Below are 16,478 nucleotides of genomic sequence, written 5' to 3'. Positions count from 1 at the left end.
AATCTTAACCTTTACCCTATACTTTTCTGTTATTATTAATCTTAAATGTAATTAATTTTAACATAAACTTTAAGAGTTTACAAACATAGGATGACCTTCGTTCTTTAAACTTTAAACAAAAATAAAACCTCCGCGAATCTCTGTGCTTCCTCCGTGAATCTCGGCGAAATAACTCTCAACACTAAACAATACTCTCCCCATTTAAATTTGTTGTTAAAACATCACTAAACAAATTAAAAAACGGACGTAATGCCTTAAAACTTTTGTCTACTTCTTCTAAAAAATTAGGCGCTAATACTTCCGCATCTGTAAAATTTCTAGTAGCTACAAAACCTTTTTTACGTAATAAATCAATGTCTTTATGTTCTTTATCAAAACCTCTTGGAGCAGATTTTAATTCATCTCCGCTAAATTTCCCACCAAAGTATTTTACAAATTTCTTATCTTCTAAAATTTCACGAAATTCAAATGCATCTTGTTCTATTTCTTTTCTTAATCGGTACAAATCATCTTTTTCTGGTTGCCAAAAACCACCGCCTAATAAAGTTTCTCCTGGTTTAATTTGTAAAAAATAACCACCGCGTAATTGTTTTCCTAATCTAGAGAAAGAAACAGCAAATCTTGGATTGTAAGGCGTTTTATCTTTAGAAAAACGAACATCTCTATAAATACGATAAATTTTCATTTTATCAATTTCATCATGTTTTTCTAAATCCGATTGTATTTCTAAAAATAATTCTTTTAGATTTTTTTGATGCTTTACAAAAGTAGGTTTGTGCTCTGTAAACCATTCTCTATTATTATTTTCTTGTAAATCTTTTAAAAACTGAAAGCTCGATTTTTCGAATTGCATTTTGATCTTATTATTTAGGTTTTCAATGTACAAATTATTCTATAAATGGAAATTATAAAACCGTAAATTTGAAGAAATAATGACACATCAAAAAACAAAAGACATTCAGAAAAGATATGAGGGCTTTTTACAAACTCCTTGTTTGTGGAATGGCAATACTATTTATGGCTTACACCAATTTATAATTGAACCAAAATCATCAAAAATTGATATAGACATCAATGAAAAACTGCGTTTAGGAAAATACATAGAACGTTTTGTTTCTTATCAACTAAAACAAGAAGAATCGATTACTATTATTTGTGAAAACATTCAAATTCAACGAGAAAAAATTACTTTAGGTGAATTGGATTGTATCCTATTAAAAGAAGATCAACCCATCCATTTAGAAGTTATTTACAAATTCTATTTATATGATGCTTCAGTTGGTAAATCTGAAATTGAACATTTTATTGGTCCGAATAGAAAAGATTCTCTTGTTGAAAAATTAGATAAATTAAAAGACAAACAATTGCCTCTTCTCTACTCTAATGAATGCAACAATTATTTGAAATCCATCCATTTAAATGTATCAGATATAAAACAACAAGTCTATTTTAAAGGGCAATTATTTGTTCCTTTTTCTAATAAAGAACATCAGTTAACAGTATTTAATCCAAATTGTATTGCTGGTTTTTACATCAACAAAAACGAATTAGAAAAGTTTAAAAATTGCAAGTTTTTTATCCCAAATAAAAAAGACTGGATTGTGATTCCTCATAAAAATGTAGCCTGGTTAAATTTTGAAGAATTAAACCTTATTGTTAAGGAATATTATCAAAGAAAATTCTCACCACTTTGCTGGATGAAAAAGCAAAATGGCGAGATTTTAAAAATATTTTTAGTTTGGTGGTAGCTAATTTTTATTTATAATATCTCCAGAACCAACGGATTTACTTTTAACATCTTTAGGATTTCCTTTATAATAGACACTACCAGAGCCCACTAATTTTGCTTTAATTTTAGACTTTACCGTTGTTTTAATACTTCCAGAACCGGCTACATTAGCGTATACTTCATTCGTTTGCAAACCATAAGCCTTAATACTTCCAGAACCGGCAATTGAGCATGTTAATTCGTTAGACTTCCCTTCTATATTTATATTTCCAGAACCTCCAACTGAAGCATTTACACTGTCTGCATCCACTTTAATAGTAATACTTCCAGAGCCACCGATACTTACTTTAAAATGGTTCGCTTTTATTAAAGAAGCACTTGATATATTACCAGAACCACCCAAAGCAACACTTTCTATTTGCTCATAAGAAACGGTAACAACCACTCTTTTTGTGGTACTGATATTGGTGTTATTCTTATACTTAATTTTTAAAATATCATCAGAAACTTCTGTTTCTATTAGTGGAATTATGTTCTCTTCTCCTTGTATTGTTATTTCACCTTCTTTTCCTTTTACAAGAATTACATCAAAAGATCCACCGGCAGAAATACCGTTAAAATTAGAAGTGGTTCTTGTTATAGTAACCACATTTCCGTTTCCTTTTACCCTACTACTATTTCCGAACCAACTTTGTGCATTTACCGCAAAGGTGATTGTTAAAATTAAACTGGTTAAAATTATTTTTTTGTTCATCTTATTTGTTTTTGGTTGATTTATCTTTATTTTATATTAACACCTCCGTACTGAGACTTAATTTTAAGTTTGGAATTGGTTTTTCCTTTTCCAAATTTACCTTCATAATATTTTTCGGTAGCCTTAGAAATACTTTTATAAAATGTTATATTCTCATCACTCCTACTAAAACCGGCATATTGTAAATCGATCTCAAATTCGAAAACAGCATTGGGATCTACCCCTATTCTTACCCCAGCATATTCAGCATCAATATCTACGTTTTCGAAACCTTTTGCTAAGTTTTTAACAGTTAAAGATCCATAATCCGTTTCTATAAATAAGTATTTCTTTACCGTACCAAAATGCATACTTACATAGTCAGAATTTCCTTTTACACTCTCTACCTCATCAATAGAAAGAGAACCATAATCACAATTAAAATCTACTCTTAGAGCCTTTTCTAATTTTATATTTGAATAATCGGCAACCACTCTAACGCTCTCTGAATTTTCTATGTTTAGTTTTGAATAATCAATATTTACCTCACCATCTTTCATATAATGAATACTAGAACTTGTAGCGTAATTTAACCTGATATCATTATCTTTTGAAGACAAATTTCCAATAGAAATCTTACCATAATCGCAACTAATAACTGCTTTACCCTCTAAGTTATCTAAATAAATATTACCATAATCATTATTCAAATCTACCGCATTAGACTTTGGCATTTTTACCACATAATTAATTTTGTAATTAATAGCGTTACTCTTCTTCCACCAAGACCAAGTACTTTTTTTATTTTCAATTATTGTTCTAGCTTCTACTAATTCAGAATTGGCGTTAAACGCAACACCTATAGTCGTAAGTTTATCTTCAACATCATCTAAATCATCACCTTGTATAGTAATAGTAACTTCAATTTCCACACTATTTTTATCCCAAGTAGTAATATTTAAATTACCATATTTATTATTAAGTACAACTTTAGCATCCGCATTTACAGCAAAAACTTTTTTAATAACCTTGTTTTTTTCATGCCTCTTTTTACCGTTATTAGCACTGGCCAATAGAGGTATTAAAAGAAGCAATAAGGTAATTTTATATATAGATTTCATCGTTTAGTAAATTAGGTTTCTTAATCTGTTCTATTTGTTTTAGTGTATTCTCTAAAACATCCAAACGTTGTTGATAATTTCTAATCATTGCACTAATAATTTTTCTTTGCTTGCCATTATTATTTAAATCTTTAATAAAAACGGCATATTGCACTTCTAATTTTTCTAATTGGACTAACGCATTTTCAATGATCCTTTCCGTTTCTAAACTTCTATTTTTCTCTACGGTCTTTAATTCTTGTCTTATGGCCGAAACAAAATAATTTTGTACTTCTTCCATTTTAGGAGAAACATCTGCCAAATCTAATTGTCTTTTTTGATGACTGCTGCCCAACCAAAACCCAAATATTAAAACTACGGATGCAGCTACGGATAACCATTTCCAAGAAGTTTTAGGCTTGGTCTTCGTCTTATTTAGTTTATGTTCAAAACGTTCTAAATGGCCAGCATGTGGTTCTTGAAAGTCGAATTCATTTTCAGAAAAAAATTGATTTAATTTATCTTCCATACGCTTGTGCTTTACTATTCTCTGCAAGTAATACTTGCTTTAATTTCTTTTTTGCTCTAGAAACGGTTGTTCTCACATTTTCGTTCGAGTAGTCTAAAATCTGAGAAATTTCTTCATAATCATACCCCTCTATTAAATGTAAGGTTAACACCAATCGGTAGTTTTCTTTTAAACTTTGCAAACAACTCAATACATTTTTTGCTTTTAAACCGGTATAATCAATCGTTTCTTCTTCAACTTCATCATCAAGAATTACATCCATTTTCACTTCTTGATACCTGTTATTTTTCTTTAATTGCGTTAAACTTTTATTGATTACTATTCTTTTTAACCACGCTCCAAAAGTAACTTCACCCTTATAACTATCCATCTTTGTAAAAACCGTTAAAAACGCTTCTTGCATAATATCTTCCGCTTCAAAATTATCTTTTAAAATACGATATGCAGTATTGTACATGGCTTGGTAATACCCTTTGTACAAATCTAACTGTGCATTTTTATCTGACTTTTTGCAGCGTTTTATAAGGTTGGTTATATGTGGTTGATTAGCTTCCAATAAAACGTTTCTATTATAGAGACAAAACTGTTTTTAATTTGTGACAGTTTTCAAAAATAAAAATACTCTTTTTTTAACTGAGATTCCTTTTATGATATTTGTTGTTACATTTGATTCTAAATAATTATGTTTTTAAATTTCTATGGATAAAAAAACAAAGAAACCTTGGCCTACAAAAGATGCTATGGATCAGGTATATAAAATGAATCTCTGGGGAAGTAATAATTCTGAGTTTTATTCTGGCTCTGGCTCTCATCAACTAGAAATAATAGCACCTTATATAGAAACTATTAGCTCTTTTTTAACTTCTTTTAAAAATCCAATTACAGTTTTAGATTTGGGATGTGGAGATTTTAACATTGGTAAAAACTTTGTAAAATATACTGATAATTATGTGGCTGTAGATATTGTATCAGAATTGATAAAATATAATCAAGAAAACTTTAAAACGGATAATTTAAAGTTTGAATGTTTAGATATTGCTGTTGATGATTTACCAAAAGCAGACTGTGTTATTTTAAGACAAGTTTTACAACATTTATCAAACACAGAAGTACAAAGAGTAACACAGAAACTAGCAAATTATAAATATGTAATTCTTACAGAACACATTCCTGCAGGAAGTTTTATTCCAAATAAAGATATTATTTCCGGACAAGGAATAAGAATAAAAAAACAAAGCGGAATTGACTTATTAACAACTCCTTTTCATTTGAAAATTAAAGAAGAAAAAGAATTATTGACTTATACTTTAGAAGATGGTAAGGGCATTATTGTTACCACGCTTTATACTATTTTTTAGGTTAATAATCTTGCTCCAAAACTTCAGTAGGAATATGTGATTTCAAGTTTAAGTCTCTAATCATTTCTAGACTCAATTTTCTTTTTTTGTTTAAAACTTCATAATTAACCGATAATTATTTTCTTTTATATTAAATACTGCGCTATTATCTTTTAAAATACTAGCACTTGGGTATTCTCTTTTTAATTCATTTAGAGATTCCCAGTTAGATCTTTCGGTTTCTCTGTACCATGCGGTAAGTTGCTGTTCAGCATCTGAATGTTTTAACCAAAAATCTCTTAAAGGTCGTTTTGCAATAACTCGCACACACTATTTTATTTATGCAAATACAAACAAAGTTCCCGAAACGGTATTTTTTTAAATAAAAATTTGTCCTATCACTAAATTGAATCTCAACTATTTTAACCTTGGCACAACAATTGTTTTTATATATTAGACTTCAAGTAAATTAATTATTACATTCTTGATTATCAATAAATTAAAAACAACAAATTGATATTGATTTTATACTATTTAAAAATCAATGTCAGTATGACAGAGATATAACACATGAGCAAACCAAAAATAATGCATTTAGACAATATGTCGCTACATAGTATGTTGAATGAAGATTCTGAATTAATACCGTTAATGACTCCAGAAGATGAGGAGATTATTAACAAGGAAAGTGTTCCAGAAATTTTAGCCATTTTACCTTTAAGAAACACCGTATTGTTTCCGGGAGTTGTAATTCCTATTACAGCCGGTAGAGATGCTTCTATTCAATTAATAAAAGACGCAAACAAGGGCGATAAAGTAATTGGTGTTGTTGCACAAAGAAATGAAGACGAAGAAGAACCAACTTTAAAAGACATCCATACAACTGGTGTTGTTGCACAAATTTTACGTGTTTTAAAAATGCCAGATGGTAACACAACCGTTATCATTCAAGGTAAAAAACGTTTCGAAATTGATGCTATTGTTCAAGACAAACCGTATTTAAAAGCAACGGTAAAAGAAGCTATTGAAGACAGAAGTGTTGATGACGAAAAAGAATTTGAAGCAATTATAGAATCTATTAAAGAACAAGCTTTAGAGGTAATTAAAGAAAACCCAATGTTACCTAGTGAAGCTTCTTTTGCAATTAAAAACATAAAATCAGATTCGTTTTTGGTGAATTTTATTTCATCGAACATGGATTTATCTGTAGCTCAAAAACAAGTAATTTTAGAAAAAGATAATCTAAAAGAGCGTGCCTTGTTAGCTTTAAAAAACCTAAATAAAGAGCTTCAGAAGTTAAAATTACGTAATGATATTCAGTCTAAAACACGTGAAGATTTAGACCAACAACAACGTGAGTATTATTTAAATCAGCAGTTAAAAACCATTCAAGATGAATTAGGTGGTGTTTCTAATGACGAAGAGTTAGAAGAAATGCGCAAGCAGGCTAAAACTAAAAAATGGGGCAAAGAAGTTGGTGAAACTTTTGAAAAAGAGTTGAATCGCTTAAAAAGAATGAACCCACAAGCTGCGGAATATGGTGTTCAGAGAAGCTATTTAGAATTATTACTAGAGTTACCTTGGGGCATCTACTCTGAAGATAAATTCGACTTAAAATTTGCAACTAAAGTTTTAAATAGAGACCATTTTGGTTTAGAAGAAGTAAAAGAAAGAATTATAGAACACTTAGCCGTTTTAAAGTTAAGGGGAGATATGAAATCGCCAATTATCTGTTTATACGGACCTCCAGGAGTTGGTAAAACTTCTTTAGGAAAATCTGTTGCAGAGGCATTAGGTCGTAAATATGTCCGTATGTCTTTAGGTGGTTTGCGTGATGAAGCAGAAATTAGAGGACACAGAAAGACCTATATTGGTGCTATGCCAGGGCGATTAATTCAGAATATTAAAAAAGCAGGAACATCGAATCCCGTTTTTGTTTTAGATGAAATTGACAAACTAAGCAATAGCCATCAAGGAGATCCTTCTTCTGCCATGTTAGAAGTTTTAGATCCGGAACAAAATGAATCTTTTTACGACAATTATTTAGAAGTTGGTTATGATTTATCTAAAGTACTTTTTATCGCAACTGCAAATAACTTAGGTCAAATTCCTTGGGCATTGCGCGATAGAATGGAAATTATAAATGTTTCTGGATATACCATTGAAGAAAAAATAGAAATTGCCAAAAGACATTTATTACCAAAACAATTAAAAGAACACGGTTTAACAACTGCACATTTAAAGTTAGGTAAAAAACAATTAGAGCAAATTGTAGAAGGTTATACACGTGAATCTGGTGTACGTGGTTTAGAAAAGAAAATTGCCAAAGTAGTTCGATTCGCTGCAAAATCTATCGCTTTAGAAGAAGAATATGATATTGCTATTTCATCAGAAAAAATAGAAAATATTTTAGGAACACCAAGATTTAGAGATAAATTTGAGAACAATGATGTTGCTGGTGTAGTTACCGGTTTAGCTTGGACAAGCGTAGGTGGAGATATTTTATTTATAGAATCTATTTTATCTAAAGGAAAAGGAAACCTTTCTATTACAGGTAATTTAGGAACCGTAATGAAAGAATCTGCTACCATTGCTTTACAATACATTAAATCAAATGCAGAAGAATTAGGTATTAAGCAAGAGGTTTTAGAAAAATACAATGTACACATTCACGTACCTGAAGGTGCAACTCCAAAAGACGGACCAAGTGCAGGTATAACCATGTTAACCTCTTTGGTTTCTTCTTTTACACAACGTAAAATTAAAAATAAATTAGCCATGACTGGCGAAATTACTTTACGAGGAAAAGTGTTGCCTGTTGGCGGAATTAAAGAAAAAATATTAGCGGCTAAAAGAGCAAATATTAAAGAAATAATTCTGTGTAAAGAAAATGAAAAAGACATTTTAGAAATAAAAGAAAGCTACTTAAAGGGCATGACTTTTCATTATGTAACAGAAATGAAAGAAGTAATAGAATTAGCGCTTACAAAACAAAAAGTAAAGAATGCTAAGAAGTTAGGCTAATTAAAAAAGCTTAAATAAGTAGAAAAAGCCTTCTTAATACTGAAACAGATTCAGGATTAAGAAGGCTTTTTCTATTAAAATTATTGCGTTAAATTTTACTTTTTCCTATAAAGTCCTTCTAATTTTCGCATATTATTAACACGATAAAAATTAATTGGAAATCACTTTTTTATACCTTCGTTTACTATTCTTTAATAAAAATAAACTTATGAAATTTTTGATGAATTTTTCTGCCTTTTTATTACTAATTGGTGGATTTACAAACCATGTTGTTGCCCAAGAAAATACGCAACTAAACAAAGAACAAAAATCAACTTTTAACAAGTACGAAGCCTTCAGTCCTCTTTTTATGACAGACCAGGTAAATGGTTTTCATAGTGCTACAGGAAACCCAGGATCAGAATATTGGCAAAATAGGGCAAATTATAAAATTAAAGCTACGTTAGATACAATTCACCAAAAAATAGACGGTAGTGTAACTATTAAATATATTAATAACAGCCCTTATAATCTAGAATTTCTTTGGTTGCAATTAGATCAAAATACCTTTAAAAAAGAATCTCGTGGTTCTGCATTATACCCTGCAAATGACCGTAACGGCGTACATACGTATACAAATGGATACGAATTAAAAAATGTGGCTATTAAAATGGACAGAGGCAGTAAGCAGAAAGCAGATTATATAGTCTCTGATTCTCGTCTACAAATCCGATTACCAGAAACCCTGAAAGCAAAAGGAAAAGATATGGAAATTACCATCAATTATTCTTTTGATATTCCAGAGCACGGAAAAGACCGTATGGGAAGAGTACTTACAAAAAATGGTTGGATTTATACTTTAGCCCAATGGTACCCTAGAATGGAAGTAATGGATGAAGTAGATGGATGGAATACCCTACCCTATTTAGGTACCGGTGAATTTTACCTAGATTATGGAGATTTTGATTATGAAATTACAGCTCCTGCAGATATGATTGTAGTAGGTTCTGGATTGCTACAAAACCCGAAAGAAGTATTAACCCAATACGAGCAAAAACAATTAGAAAAAGCACAAAAAAGTGATAAAACAGTGAGTATTCAATCTGTAAAACAAATGTTAGACAGGGCAGATCATCACAAAGCAGATAAAAATGGCATGTTAACATGGCACTTTAAAATTGAACAAAGTAGAGATATTTCTTGGGCAGCTTCTAATGCCTTTATTTGGGATGCTGCAAAAATTAATTTACCAAAAGGAAAAACAGCTTTAGCACAATCTCTTTATCCTGTAGAAAACTCAGGAATAGATGGTTATGGCAGATCTACTGAATATATAAAAAATTCTATTGAATTGTATTCTAACAAATGGTTTTCATACACCTATCCTGTTGCTACAAATGTTGGCGCTCATGAAGGCGGAATGGAATATCCAGGAATTGTATTCTGTAATTATAAAAGCAAAGGAGAGAATCTTTGGGGCGTAATTAATCACGAATTTGGTCATAACTGGTTTCCAATGGTTGTAGGTTCTAATGAGCGTAAATTTGCTTGGATGGATGAAGGTTTTAATACTTTTATTAACGATGTTGATACCAAAGAATTTAACAATGGAGAATATTATCATACCGCAGATTTACAAAGTATGGGAATTCGTCTTTTTAACGAGCAATTAGATCCTGTTTTTACGGTGCCAGATGTAATTCATAATCAAGGTAATTTGGGTGTAGAAGCCTATTACAAACCGAGTACAGCTTTACAAATATTAAGAAACACAGTGCTTGGGCAAGATCGTTTTGATTATGCTTTTAAAACCTACATTAAAAGATGGGCTTTTAAACATCCTACTCCATGGGACTTTTTTAACACCATGAATAGTGCGGCAGGAGAAGATCTTACTTGGTTTTGGAAAGGTTGGTTTATGAACAATTGGAAACTAGATCAGGCTGTAGAAGGTGTAAAATATGTAAAAGGAGATCCTAAAAACGGGGCACTCATTACTCTTTTAAATAAAAATAAAATGGCAATGCCAGTAACCTTAAAAATTACTGAAGCAAACAATACCACAAAAACAGTAAAATTACCCGTAGAAGTTTGGATGACTGGGCCAGAATATGTGTATAATTATGAGTCTACTACTAAAATTATATCGGTAGAAATAGATCCTAATCACGAAGTACCAGACTTAAACCCTGCTAATAACACTTTAACCGTACTGTTAGATGCTCCTGCAGGAATTACTGCTAAAAGTGTAATAAACAACTATATTCAAACTATTGGCGGACAAAATAAATTGGAGAATGTGAAGGATATTGCTACAAGTATGAATACCAATATTCAGGGAACAGCAATTAAAATTGAAACCATGAAAAAGGATTCTAATAAATATTTTATGTCAATTTCTATTCCTGCTTCAAATCAAGTTTTTGTAAAATATGTTGTAAACGGAGACCAAGTATCTGCAATGAGTAACGGTGTAGTGCAGCCACTAGACACAAAACAAAAACAAGTAATTTTAAAAGAAGTCGTAATTTTTCCAGAATTAGAATATGTTCAAAAAGGTTATAAAACGGAACTTTTAGGAGTGCAAGTAACTAACGGAGAACAATTGTATGTTGTTAAAATAACAAGTCCAAATGGAGATGTTAGTAAAAATTATTACAATGTTACTTCTGGATTAAAATACAAGCATGAAGCACTAGGAAAAACAGGTAACTCAATTACTGAATACGCTGATTACAAAACAGTAGACGGAATTAAAATTCCATTTACACAAACTTCTAATAATTTTGGACAAAATATAGAAATGAAAATCACAGAAATAAAGATTAATAAAGGCATTGCCGATTCTAATTTTAAATAGATATTTATTTTTTTATTTTCTGCAATACAAGAATAAATAATTTTAAGGAAACCAATAAACACCCGTTTAAACAAGCCTCTAATACACTGAAAATCATTCAGTAATTAGAGGCTTTTTTTATATCTTTTCCTAAACTTTATTTTCTTTCTTAATTTGTTAAATTTTTATAGTTCGTTTCAATTTAGCATAGTAAATTTGCCGAAAATGGATTTTATAGCTCTTTATTTATAAGTCAATTATTACATTAATAACCTTTATAAATATTCTTTAAATTATCCACAAAAAATATAGTAGAACATTAAATTTAGGCAACATAAAAGCTTTTAAGAATGCTTTTATGTTTTTTTTTGATACTGCCCCAAATTAATATTACATGACCATTACTTCAGAAAAACATACTAATAAAAACAGAATCACTACTGCATTATTACTTGCCGCCGGAACGGGAAGTCGCCTTTTTCCTATAACAAAAGACGCACCAAAATGTTTAACTTTAGTCAGTGAAAAATCGATGTTAGCGCGTTTGGTAACCAATTTAACAGCACAAGGTTTTACGCGCCTAGTAATTGTAACAGGTTACAAACAAGAATGTATTGTAGACTTTTTGGGCAACCAAATAGATGGTTTAAATATTGAGTATGTACACAGTCCGTTATACAAAACTACCAATAATATTTATTCACTTTGGATGGCTCGTAAAAGCATCCAAGAACCTTTTGTTCTCATAGAAAGCGACTTGGTTTTAGATACCTCTTTATTAACCAATATGATGTATCCAGATAGAATTGCCGTTGCCAAAATGCAACCTTGGCTTAACGGAACTACCGTAACTATTAACAATCAAAATAAGGTGATACAGTTTCAAGCAGGCACTACAGAACCTTATACAGAAACACGTTATAAGACCGTAAATATTTATAGTTTTTCACTAGAATCTTGGCAAGAAATTACTAAAAAACTGAATCTCTATATTTCTGCAGGAAGCGTAAACTCTTATTACGAAACGGTTTTTACTGTATTGGTACATGAGAAAAAACTGCAATTAGAAGCTGTTTCTTTCGATGAAAAACCATGGTACGAAGTAGACACAATCCTAGATTTAGCAGAAGCTGAAAAACTGTTTCCTACTGTTACCGAAAAAGAAATTGAATTCGCCTTATATTAAATATTCTTTTTAGAAGCTTTTTCCTGATTGAAATTTATCTTGAGCGAAGTCGAAAGACTATATCTTTTTTTCGTACCTCTAAAAAGGATGCCGTTTCAATCAGGGCTAGACCTACTTGCTAACTATAGTGAAAAACATAAAAACGGATGTAAATTCTATATATAATTACGAAGTTTATTTCTTTTGTAAACTTCGCAATTTCTTTATAACAAAAGATTACTTACTTTAATCTTATTCTACTTTCCTTTAAAAGTTTTTATCATTTCTAAAGGAGATTGATGCAATCTACCTGTCGCTTTTTCAAAATCTGAAGGAACCTCATTTGCACCTTCTTTTATGCCTTCATAAATTCCGGCAATTACAGTTCCTATAAAATCGCCCAATGCTGCTTTTCGTTCAGCGGCATAAGCATCAACAGAAACAGCATTATAGGTTAAATTAGTATCATAAACCTGGTTTATTAAAGCAGCTAATTCACTTTGAGTAATTGCCTCTCCAACTAAATTGTAGGTACTACCATTGTGTTTTTCTTCTAAAAGCATTTTTGAATACGCAAAACCTAATTCTTCTCTGCTTGTATACATACATTTACCTTCACCTGCACAGTTTCTAATTTCACCATCTTTCACATAAGTATCAATATATTCTAAATCGGGTTCAATATAAATACCGTTTCTTCCAATAACCCAATCCAAACCAGAATTGATAACGTCTTTTTCTGTTTGTCTGTTTGTTTGCACAATAGGACTAAATGCATTGTTTTCTTCTGCACCCACAATACTTGTATACACTATTTTTTGAACGCCATTGCTTTTTGCAGCTTCAATTACATTTCTATGTTGTATAATTCTTTTCTGTGGATCATCCATTCCAGAAACTAAAAGAACCGCATCTACTCCTTGCAATGCATTTTCAAAATCTTCTCGATTGTTATAATCTCCTTTTCTTATTTCTACATCTAAATAAGCTGCTCTTTCGGGTGTACGAGCGATTCCTATTACATTTTCTTTTCCTATCGCTTTAATTAAGTGTTTTACAATGGATGCTCCTAATTTTCCGCTTGCTGATGTTACTGCTATTTTCATAATATCTTTTTAATAGGTTTATTTTAGACTACAAATATCCGAATGTTACTTATTAATCGATAGATACATCTTCGACTAAAAATGGTAAAAGTTAGCTTTTATAAGATGTTTTTTACCGCTGCTTCAATTTGAAGTTGCGCCATATCTATAAGACTTCTTTGGTCTATTGGTTTTAAGATTGACAACTCTGTACAACCAAGAATCACAGGATAATTTTCGCTGTATTTTTTAATCAATTGATGGTACTTATTAATGATTTCTTTGGTTTCCGTAGTATTATAAATATGCTTTCTAACCTCATCTATACATACCATATCTTCTGAACTTGGCAGCAAGACTTCAATAGAATTTAATTCTAAATAAGAACGGATATAACTGGATTTCATAGAATGTAAAGAACCCAAAAGCATGACTTTCTTAGCGTCAATTTCTTTCATTTTTAAAACTGATAAAGGCAACGGATGTAAGATGTTTTTCTGAAGTTCTAACCGATCTATCGTTTCATGCAATGTAATATTCGGAATTAATATTTCTGCAACTTCTAAGGCTTCAATTTGATCTAAATAGCCTTGTAAGATAGCATCTAATTGCACTGAAGTATTTGGTAAAAGCGGATTTATGGTATCAAAATCTGTATTTAATAAAAAAAACGGACAAGTACTATACCCTCCGTTTTTTGCATTATACACCTTATTTAGTTGCTCTAAATAATATAAAGTAGACCTGCTTCCTAATCCTAATATGGCAAGTTGCGTTTTACTCATTTTTAATTTCTAGTTAAAATATAATCTGCAAAATAGGCTTTGCTATCCATAATTTTCGTGTCGATACTAAAATCTGTATTCGCTATAATTTGCTGAATCAATTCATCATTATATTTTCTCGATATTTCCGTGTGAATTTTTTCACCTTTGGTAAAACTAAAAGATGTACCGATAGATTTAATGGTAACAGTTTGATTTTCTGTACTAACTATATAACTCTTTGCAATGCCTTCTTTTTCGTCATATTCTGGCTGATGTTCAAATTGATTAAGGTTAAAATCACCACCTAATTCATTGTTGATTCTATCTAATAAATTCAAATTAAACGCCGCAGTTATTCCTTTGCTGTCATCATAAGCCGGAAGCACAATTTCTTTCGATTTTATCAAATCTACGCCTAATAACAATTTATCACCCGGATTTAAATTTGCGCCTAGTTTATAGATAAATTTTGCAGCCTGTTCATCGGTCATATTCCCAATATTAGAACCCAAAAACAAGATAACTTTTGGCTGTTTGCTCTTTTTTAAGGAATCTAAAACTTCAAAATAATCTCCTTGTTGTGTTTTTACAGACAAGTTTGGTATTTCAGTATTTAAATCTTGTTTCAACTGACCTAAAGCATTCGAAGAAATATCAATAGGAAAATATTCAAAATTGTAATTTTGCGCAGTTAAACTTTTTAATAATTCTTTTGTTTTTAATCCATCTCCTGCACCTAATTCAATCAATTCAAAATAAGAATCGACTTTCATCTTAAAACTATCTATTAGATCTTTCGTTTTATTTTTGAATATATCTAGTTCGCTACGTGTTAAATAATACTCAGGCAAATTCATTATTTCTACAAAAAGTGCATCGCCTTTTTTATCATAAAAATACTTTGAAGAAAGCGTTTTTGGATTGCTCAGAAGTCCATTTTCAACATCATTTCTAAATGTTTCATTGATTTCTAAACTGCTTATACCTCCTTTTTTATCTTTCTTTTTAACGATTTCAATCATATTATTATTTTGCTAATCTAATTCCTGTAAATTGCCACCTTTCGGTAGGGTTAAAAAAGTTACGATACGTTGGTCTGCTATGATCTTGAGAAGTTGCTACCGATGCTCCTCTCAATACCATTTTGTTGCTCATAAATTTTCCGTTGTATTCTCCAACTGCTCCATTTTCTTTTTTAAATCTTGGGTAAGGCAAGTAGGCACTATTTGTCCATTCCCAACGTTTTCCCCAATCTAGTTGTTTAGCTGCAATTTCCCATTCAAATTCGGTGGATAGTCGCATTCCTTTCCATTCTGCAAAAGCATTGGCTTCGTAATAATTAATATGACTCAAAATAGCAGCTGTATCTACTTTTTGCAAACCTGCAAGCGTGTAAGAATGCCATTCTCCATCAATTTTATGCCAATATAAAGGGGAATTAATTTTGTTTTTATTTACCCAAGACCAACCTTCATCTAACCATAGATTAAAATCTGAATAGGCGCCAGATTCTATAAATTCTATAAAATCGCCATTGGTTACCAAATGATTATCAATTTCAAAATCATCTAGATATACTTTATGAACACCCAATTCATTATCGTAACAAAAGTCTGTTCCTTGGTGTCCTATTTCGTAAATTCCGGCAGGTATCTGTATGCTTTTTGTTGTTGTATTTTTATCTTTTACCAGGTTGTACTCACTATTAAAAACTGGAAAAATAGGATTGTGCCCAAACATATATTTTACATCAGTTACTAATAATTCTTGGTGTTGTTGTTCGTGGTTTAACCCCAATGTTACCAAATCAATTATTTTTTCATCAGAAAGATCCTTTAAAAAAGCAATCATTTTGGCATCTACATACGCACGATATTCATAGATTTCATTGGTACTTGGCCGAGACATATTACCTCTGTTTGCTTGTAATATTCTAGTACCAACATTGTTGTAATAACTATTAAACAGAAAGTTGAAATCCGCATTAAATTCGGTGTAATCTGCTATATATTCTTTTAAAATAAAAGTTTCAAAAAACCAAGTAGTATGTGCTAAATGCCATTTTGGGGGGCTGGCAAATAGCACTACCTGAATAGCATAATCTTCTATATTTAGATGATTACAAAAAGTGGTCGTTTTTAATCTTACTTCTTTGTATTTTTCTGCTAATTTCATTTAGGTTTTTATAGCT

General features: G+C 30.8%; 15 protein-coding genes and 1 pseudogene. 5 read left to right on the top strand and 11 right to left on the bottom strand.

From position 1 onward, the window contains the following. Positions 1-181: 181 nt before the first annotated feature. Positions 182-853 carry a DUF2461 domain-containing protein gene (locus tag MPF19_RS14945; RefSeq protein WP_249988904.1) on the bottom strand — a complete coding sequence of 224 codons (672 nt, stop codon included), beginning with the start codon at positions 851-853 and terminating at the stop codon, positions 182-184. A 79-nt stretch (positions 854-932) separates the two neighbouring features. On the opposite strand from MPF19_RS14945, the gene MPF19_RS14940 reads away from it, so the two are divergent. Next, entirely contained in the window at positions 933-1,748 is an 816-nt protein-coding gene (locus MPF19_RS14940) for a DUF1853 family protein (RefSeq protein WP_249988891.1), read from the top strand. Here MPF19_RS14940 and MPF19_RS14935 read toward each other — a convergent pair whose 3' ends face one another. Genes MPF19_RS14935 through MPF19_RS14920 form a run of 4 tightly spaced genes read right to left on the bottom strand, consistent with a single transcriptional unit; the run spans position 1,749 to position 4,647 of the window. Next, positions 1,749-2,483, bottom strand: a complete 735-nt coding sequence (locus tag MPF19_RS14935) for a head GIN domain-containing protein (protein ID WP_249988890.1) — start codon at positions 2,481-2,483, stop codon at positions 1,749-1,751. A 26-nt stretch (positions 2,484-2,509) separates the two neighbouring features. Next, positions 2,510-3,583, bottom strand: a complete 1,074-nt coding sequence (locus tag MPF19_RS14930; RefSeq protein WP_249988888.1) for a hypothetical protein — start codon at positions 3,581-3,583, stop codon at positions 2,510-2,512. Then, on the bottom strand, positions 3,567-4,091 hold the full coding sequence (locus tag MPF19_RS14925; RefSeq protein ID WP_203393712.1) for a hypothetical protein: 525 nt from the start codon (positions 4,089-4,091) through the stop codon (positions 3,567-3,569). Before MPF19_RS14925 ends, MPF19_RS14930 begins: the two co-directional genes overlap by 17 nt. Further along, on the bottom strand, positions 4,081-4,647 hold the full coding sequence (locus tag MPF19_RS14920; protein ID WP_249988886.1) for an RNA polymerase sigma factor: 567 nt from the start codon (positions 4,645-4,647) through the stop codon (positions 4,081-4,083). Before MPF19_RS14920 ends, MPF19_RS14925 begins: the two co-directional genes overlap by 11 nt. Positions 4,648-4,789: 142 nt before the next feature. Between MPF19_RS14920 and MPF19_RS14915 the strand changes: the two genes are divergently transcribed. After that, positions 4,790-5,449 (top strand): class I SAM-dependent methyltransferase, encoded by a 660-nt coding sequence (locus MPF19_RS14915; protein ID WP_249988884.1) that lies wholly within the window; start codon positions 4,790-4,792, stop codon positions 5,447-5,449. A gap of 1 nt (position 5,450) precedes the next feature. Here MPF19_RS14915 and MPF19_RS14910 read toward each other — a convergent pair. Together MPF19_RS14910 and MPF19_RS19435 are read right to left on the bottom strand one after the other, a co-directional pair. After that, positions 5,451-5,549, bottom strand: a pseudogene (locus tag MPF19_RS14910) (transcriptional regulator); the annotation flags it as partial. Continuing rightward, on the bottom strand, positions 5,540-5,755 hold the full coding sequence (locus MPF19_RS19435) for a type II toxin-antitoxin system HigB family toxin (RefSeq protein WP_203393709.1): 216 nt from the start codon (positions 5,753-5,755) through the stop codon (positions 5,540-5,542). The pseudogene MPF19_RS14910 and the gene MPF19_RS19435, both read right to left, overlap by 10 nt. A gap of 243 nt (positions 5,756-5,998) precedes the next feature. Between MPF19_RS19435 and lon the strand changes: the two genes are divergently transcribed. The 3 genes from lon (at position 5,999) to MPF19_RS14890 (ending at position 12,456) form a co-directional block, all read left to right on the top strand. Next, complete coding sequence (gene lon, locus MPF19_RS14900; protein ID WP_203393708.1) at positions 5,999-8,452, top strand: endopeptidase La; 2,454 nt, start codon at positions 5,999-6,001, stop codon at positions 8,450-8,452. Positions 8,453-8,660: 208 nt separating this feature from the next. Further along, on the top strand, positions 8,661-11,291 hold the full coding sequence (locus MPF19_RS14895) for a M1 family aminopeptidase (RefSeq protein WP_249988882.1): 2,631 nt from the start codon (positions 8,661-8,663) through the stop codon (positions 11,289-11,291). Positions 11,292-11,664: 373 nt separating this feature from the next. Continuing rightward, positions 11,665-12,456 carry a phosphocholine cytidylyltransferase family protein gene (locus MPF19_RS14890; protein WP_249988881.1) on the top strand — a complete coding sequence of 264 codons (792 nt, stop codon included), beginning with the start codon at positions 11,665-11,667 and terminating at the stop codon, positions 12,454-12,456. Between the two features lie 236 nt (positions 12,457-12,692). Here the strand turns inward: MPF19_RS14890 and MPF19_RS14885 are convergent, their stop codons facing one another. From MPF19_RS14885 to egtB, 4 genes are all read right to left on the bottom strand, one after another. Further along, the gene (locus MPF19_RS14885) at positions 12,693-13,541 is read right to left on the bottom strand and encodes an SDR family oxidoreductase (protein WP_249988879.1); all 849 of its coding nucleotides are present in this window, start codon (positions 13,539-13,541) and stop codon (positions 12,693-12,695) included. A 98-nt stretch (positions 13,542-13,639) separates the two neighbouring features. Next, complete coding sequence (locus MPF19_RS14880) at positions 13,640-14,305, bottom strand: aspartate/glutamate racemase family protein (RefSeq protein ID WP_249988877.1); 666 nt, start codon at positions 14,303-14,305, stop codon at positions 13,640-13,642. A 2-nt stretch (positions 14,306-14,307) separates the two neighbouring features. Beyond that, entirely contained in the window at positions 14,308-15,309 is a 1,002-nt protein-coding gene (gene egtD / locus MPF19_RS14875) for an L-histidine N(alpha)-methyltransferase (RefSeq protein ID WP_249988876.1), read from the bottom strand. A 4-nt stretch (positions 15,310-15,313) separates the two neighbouring features. Then, positions 15,314-16,462 carry an ergothioneine biosynthesis protein EgtB gene (gene egtB, locus MPF19_RS14870; RefSeq protein WP_249988874.1) on the bottom strand — a complete coding sequence of 383 codons (1,149 nt, stop codon included), beginning with the start codon at positions 16,460-16,462 and terminating at the stop codon, positions 15,314-15,316. Positions 16,463-16,478: the final 16 nt, after the last annotated feature.

It is taken from the genome of Polaribacter sp. Z014 (assembly GCF_023555435.1).
In the GTDB taxonomy this organism is placed as follows: Bacteria; Bacteroidota; Bacteroidia; order Flavobacteriales; family Flavobacteriaceae; genus Polaribacter.
Note: the sequence above shows the minus strand (reverse complement) of the source record. Positions and strands in the feature narration are given on the sequence as shown.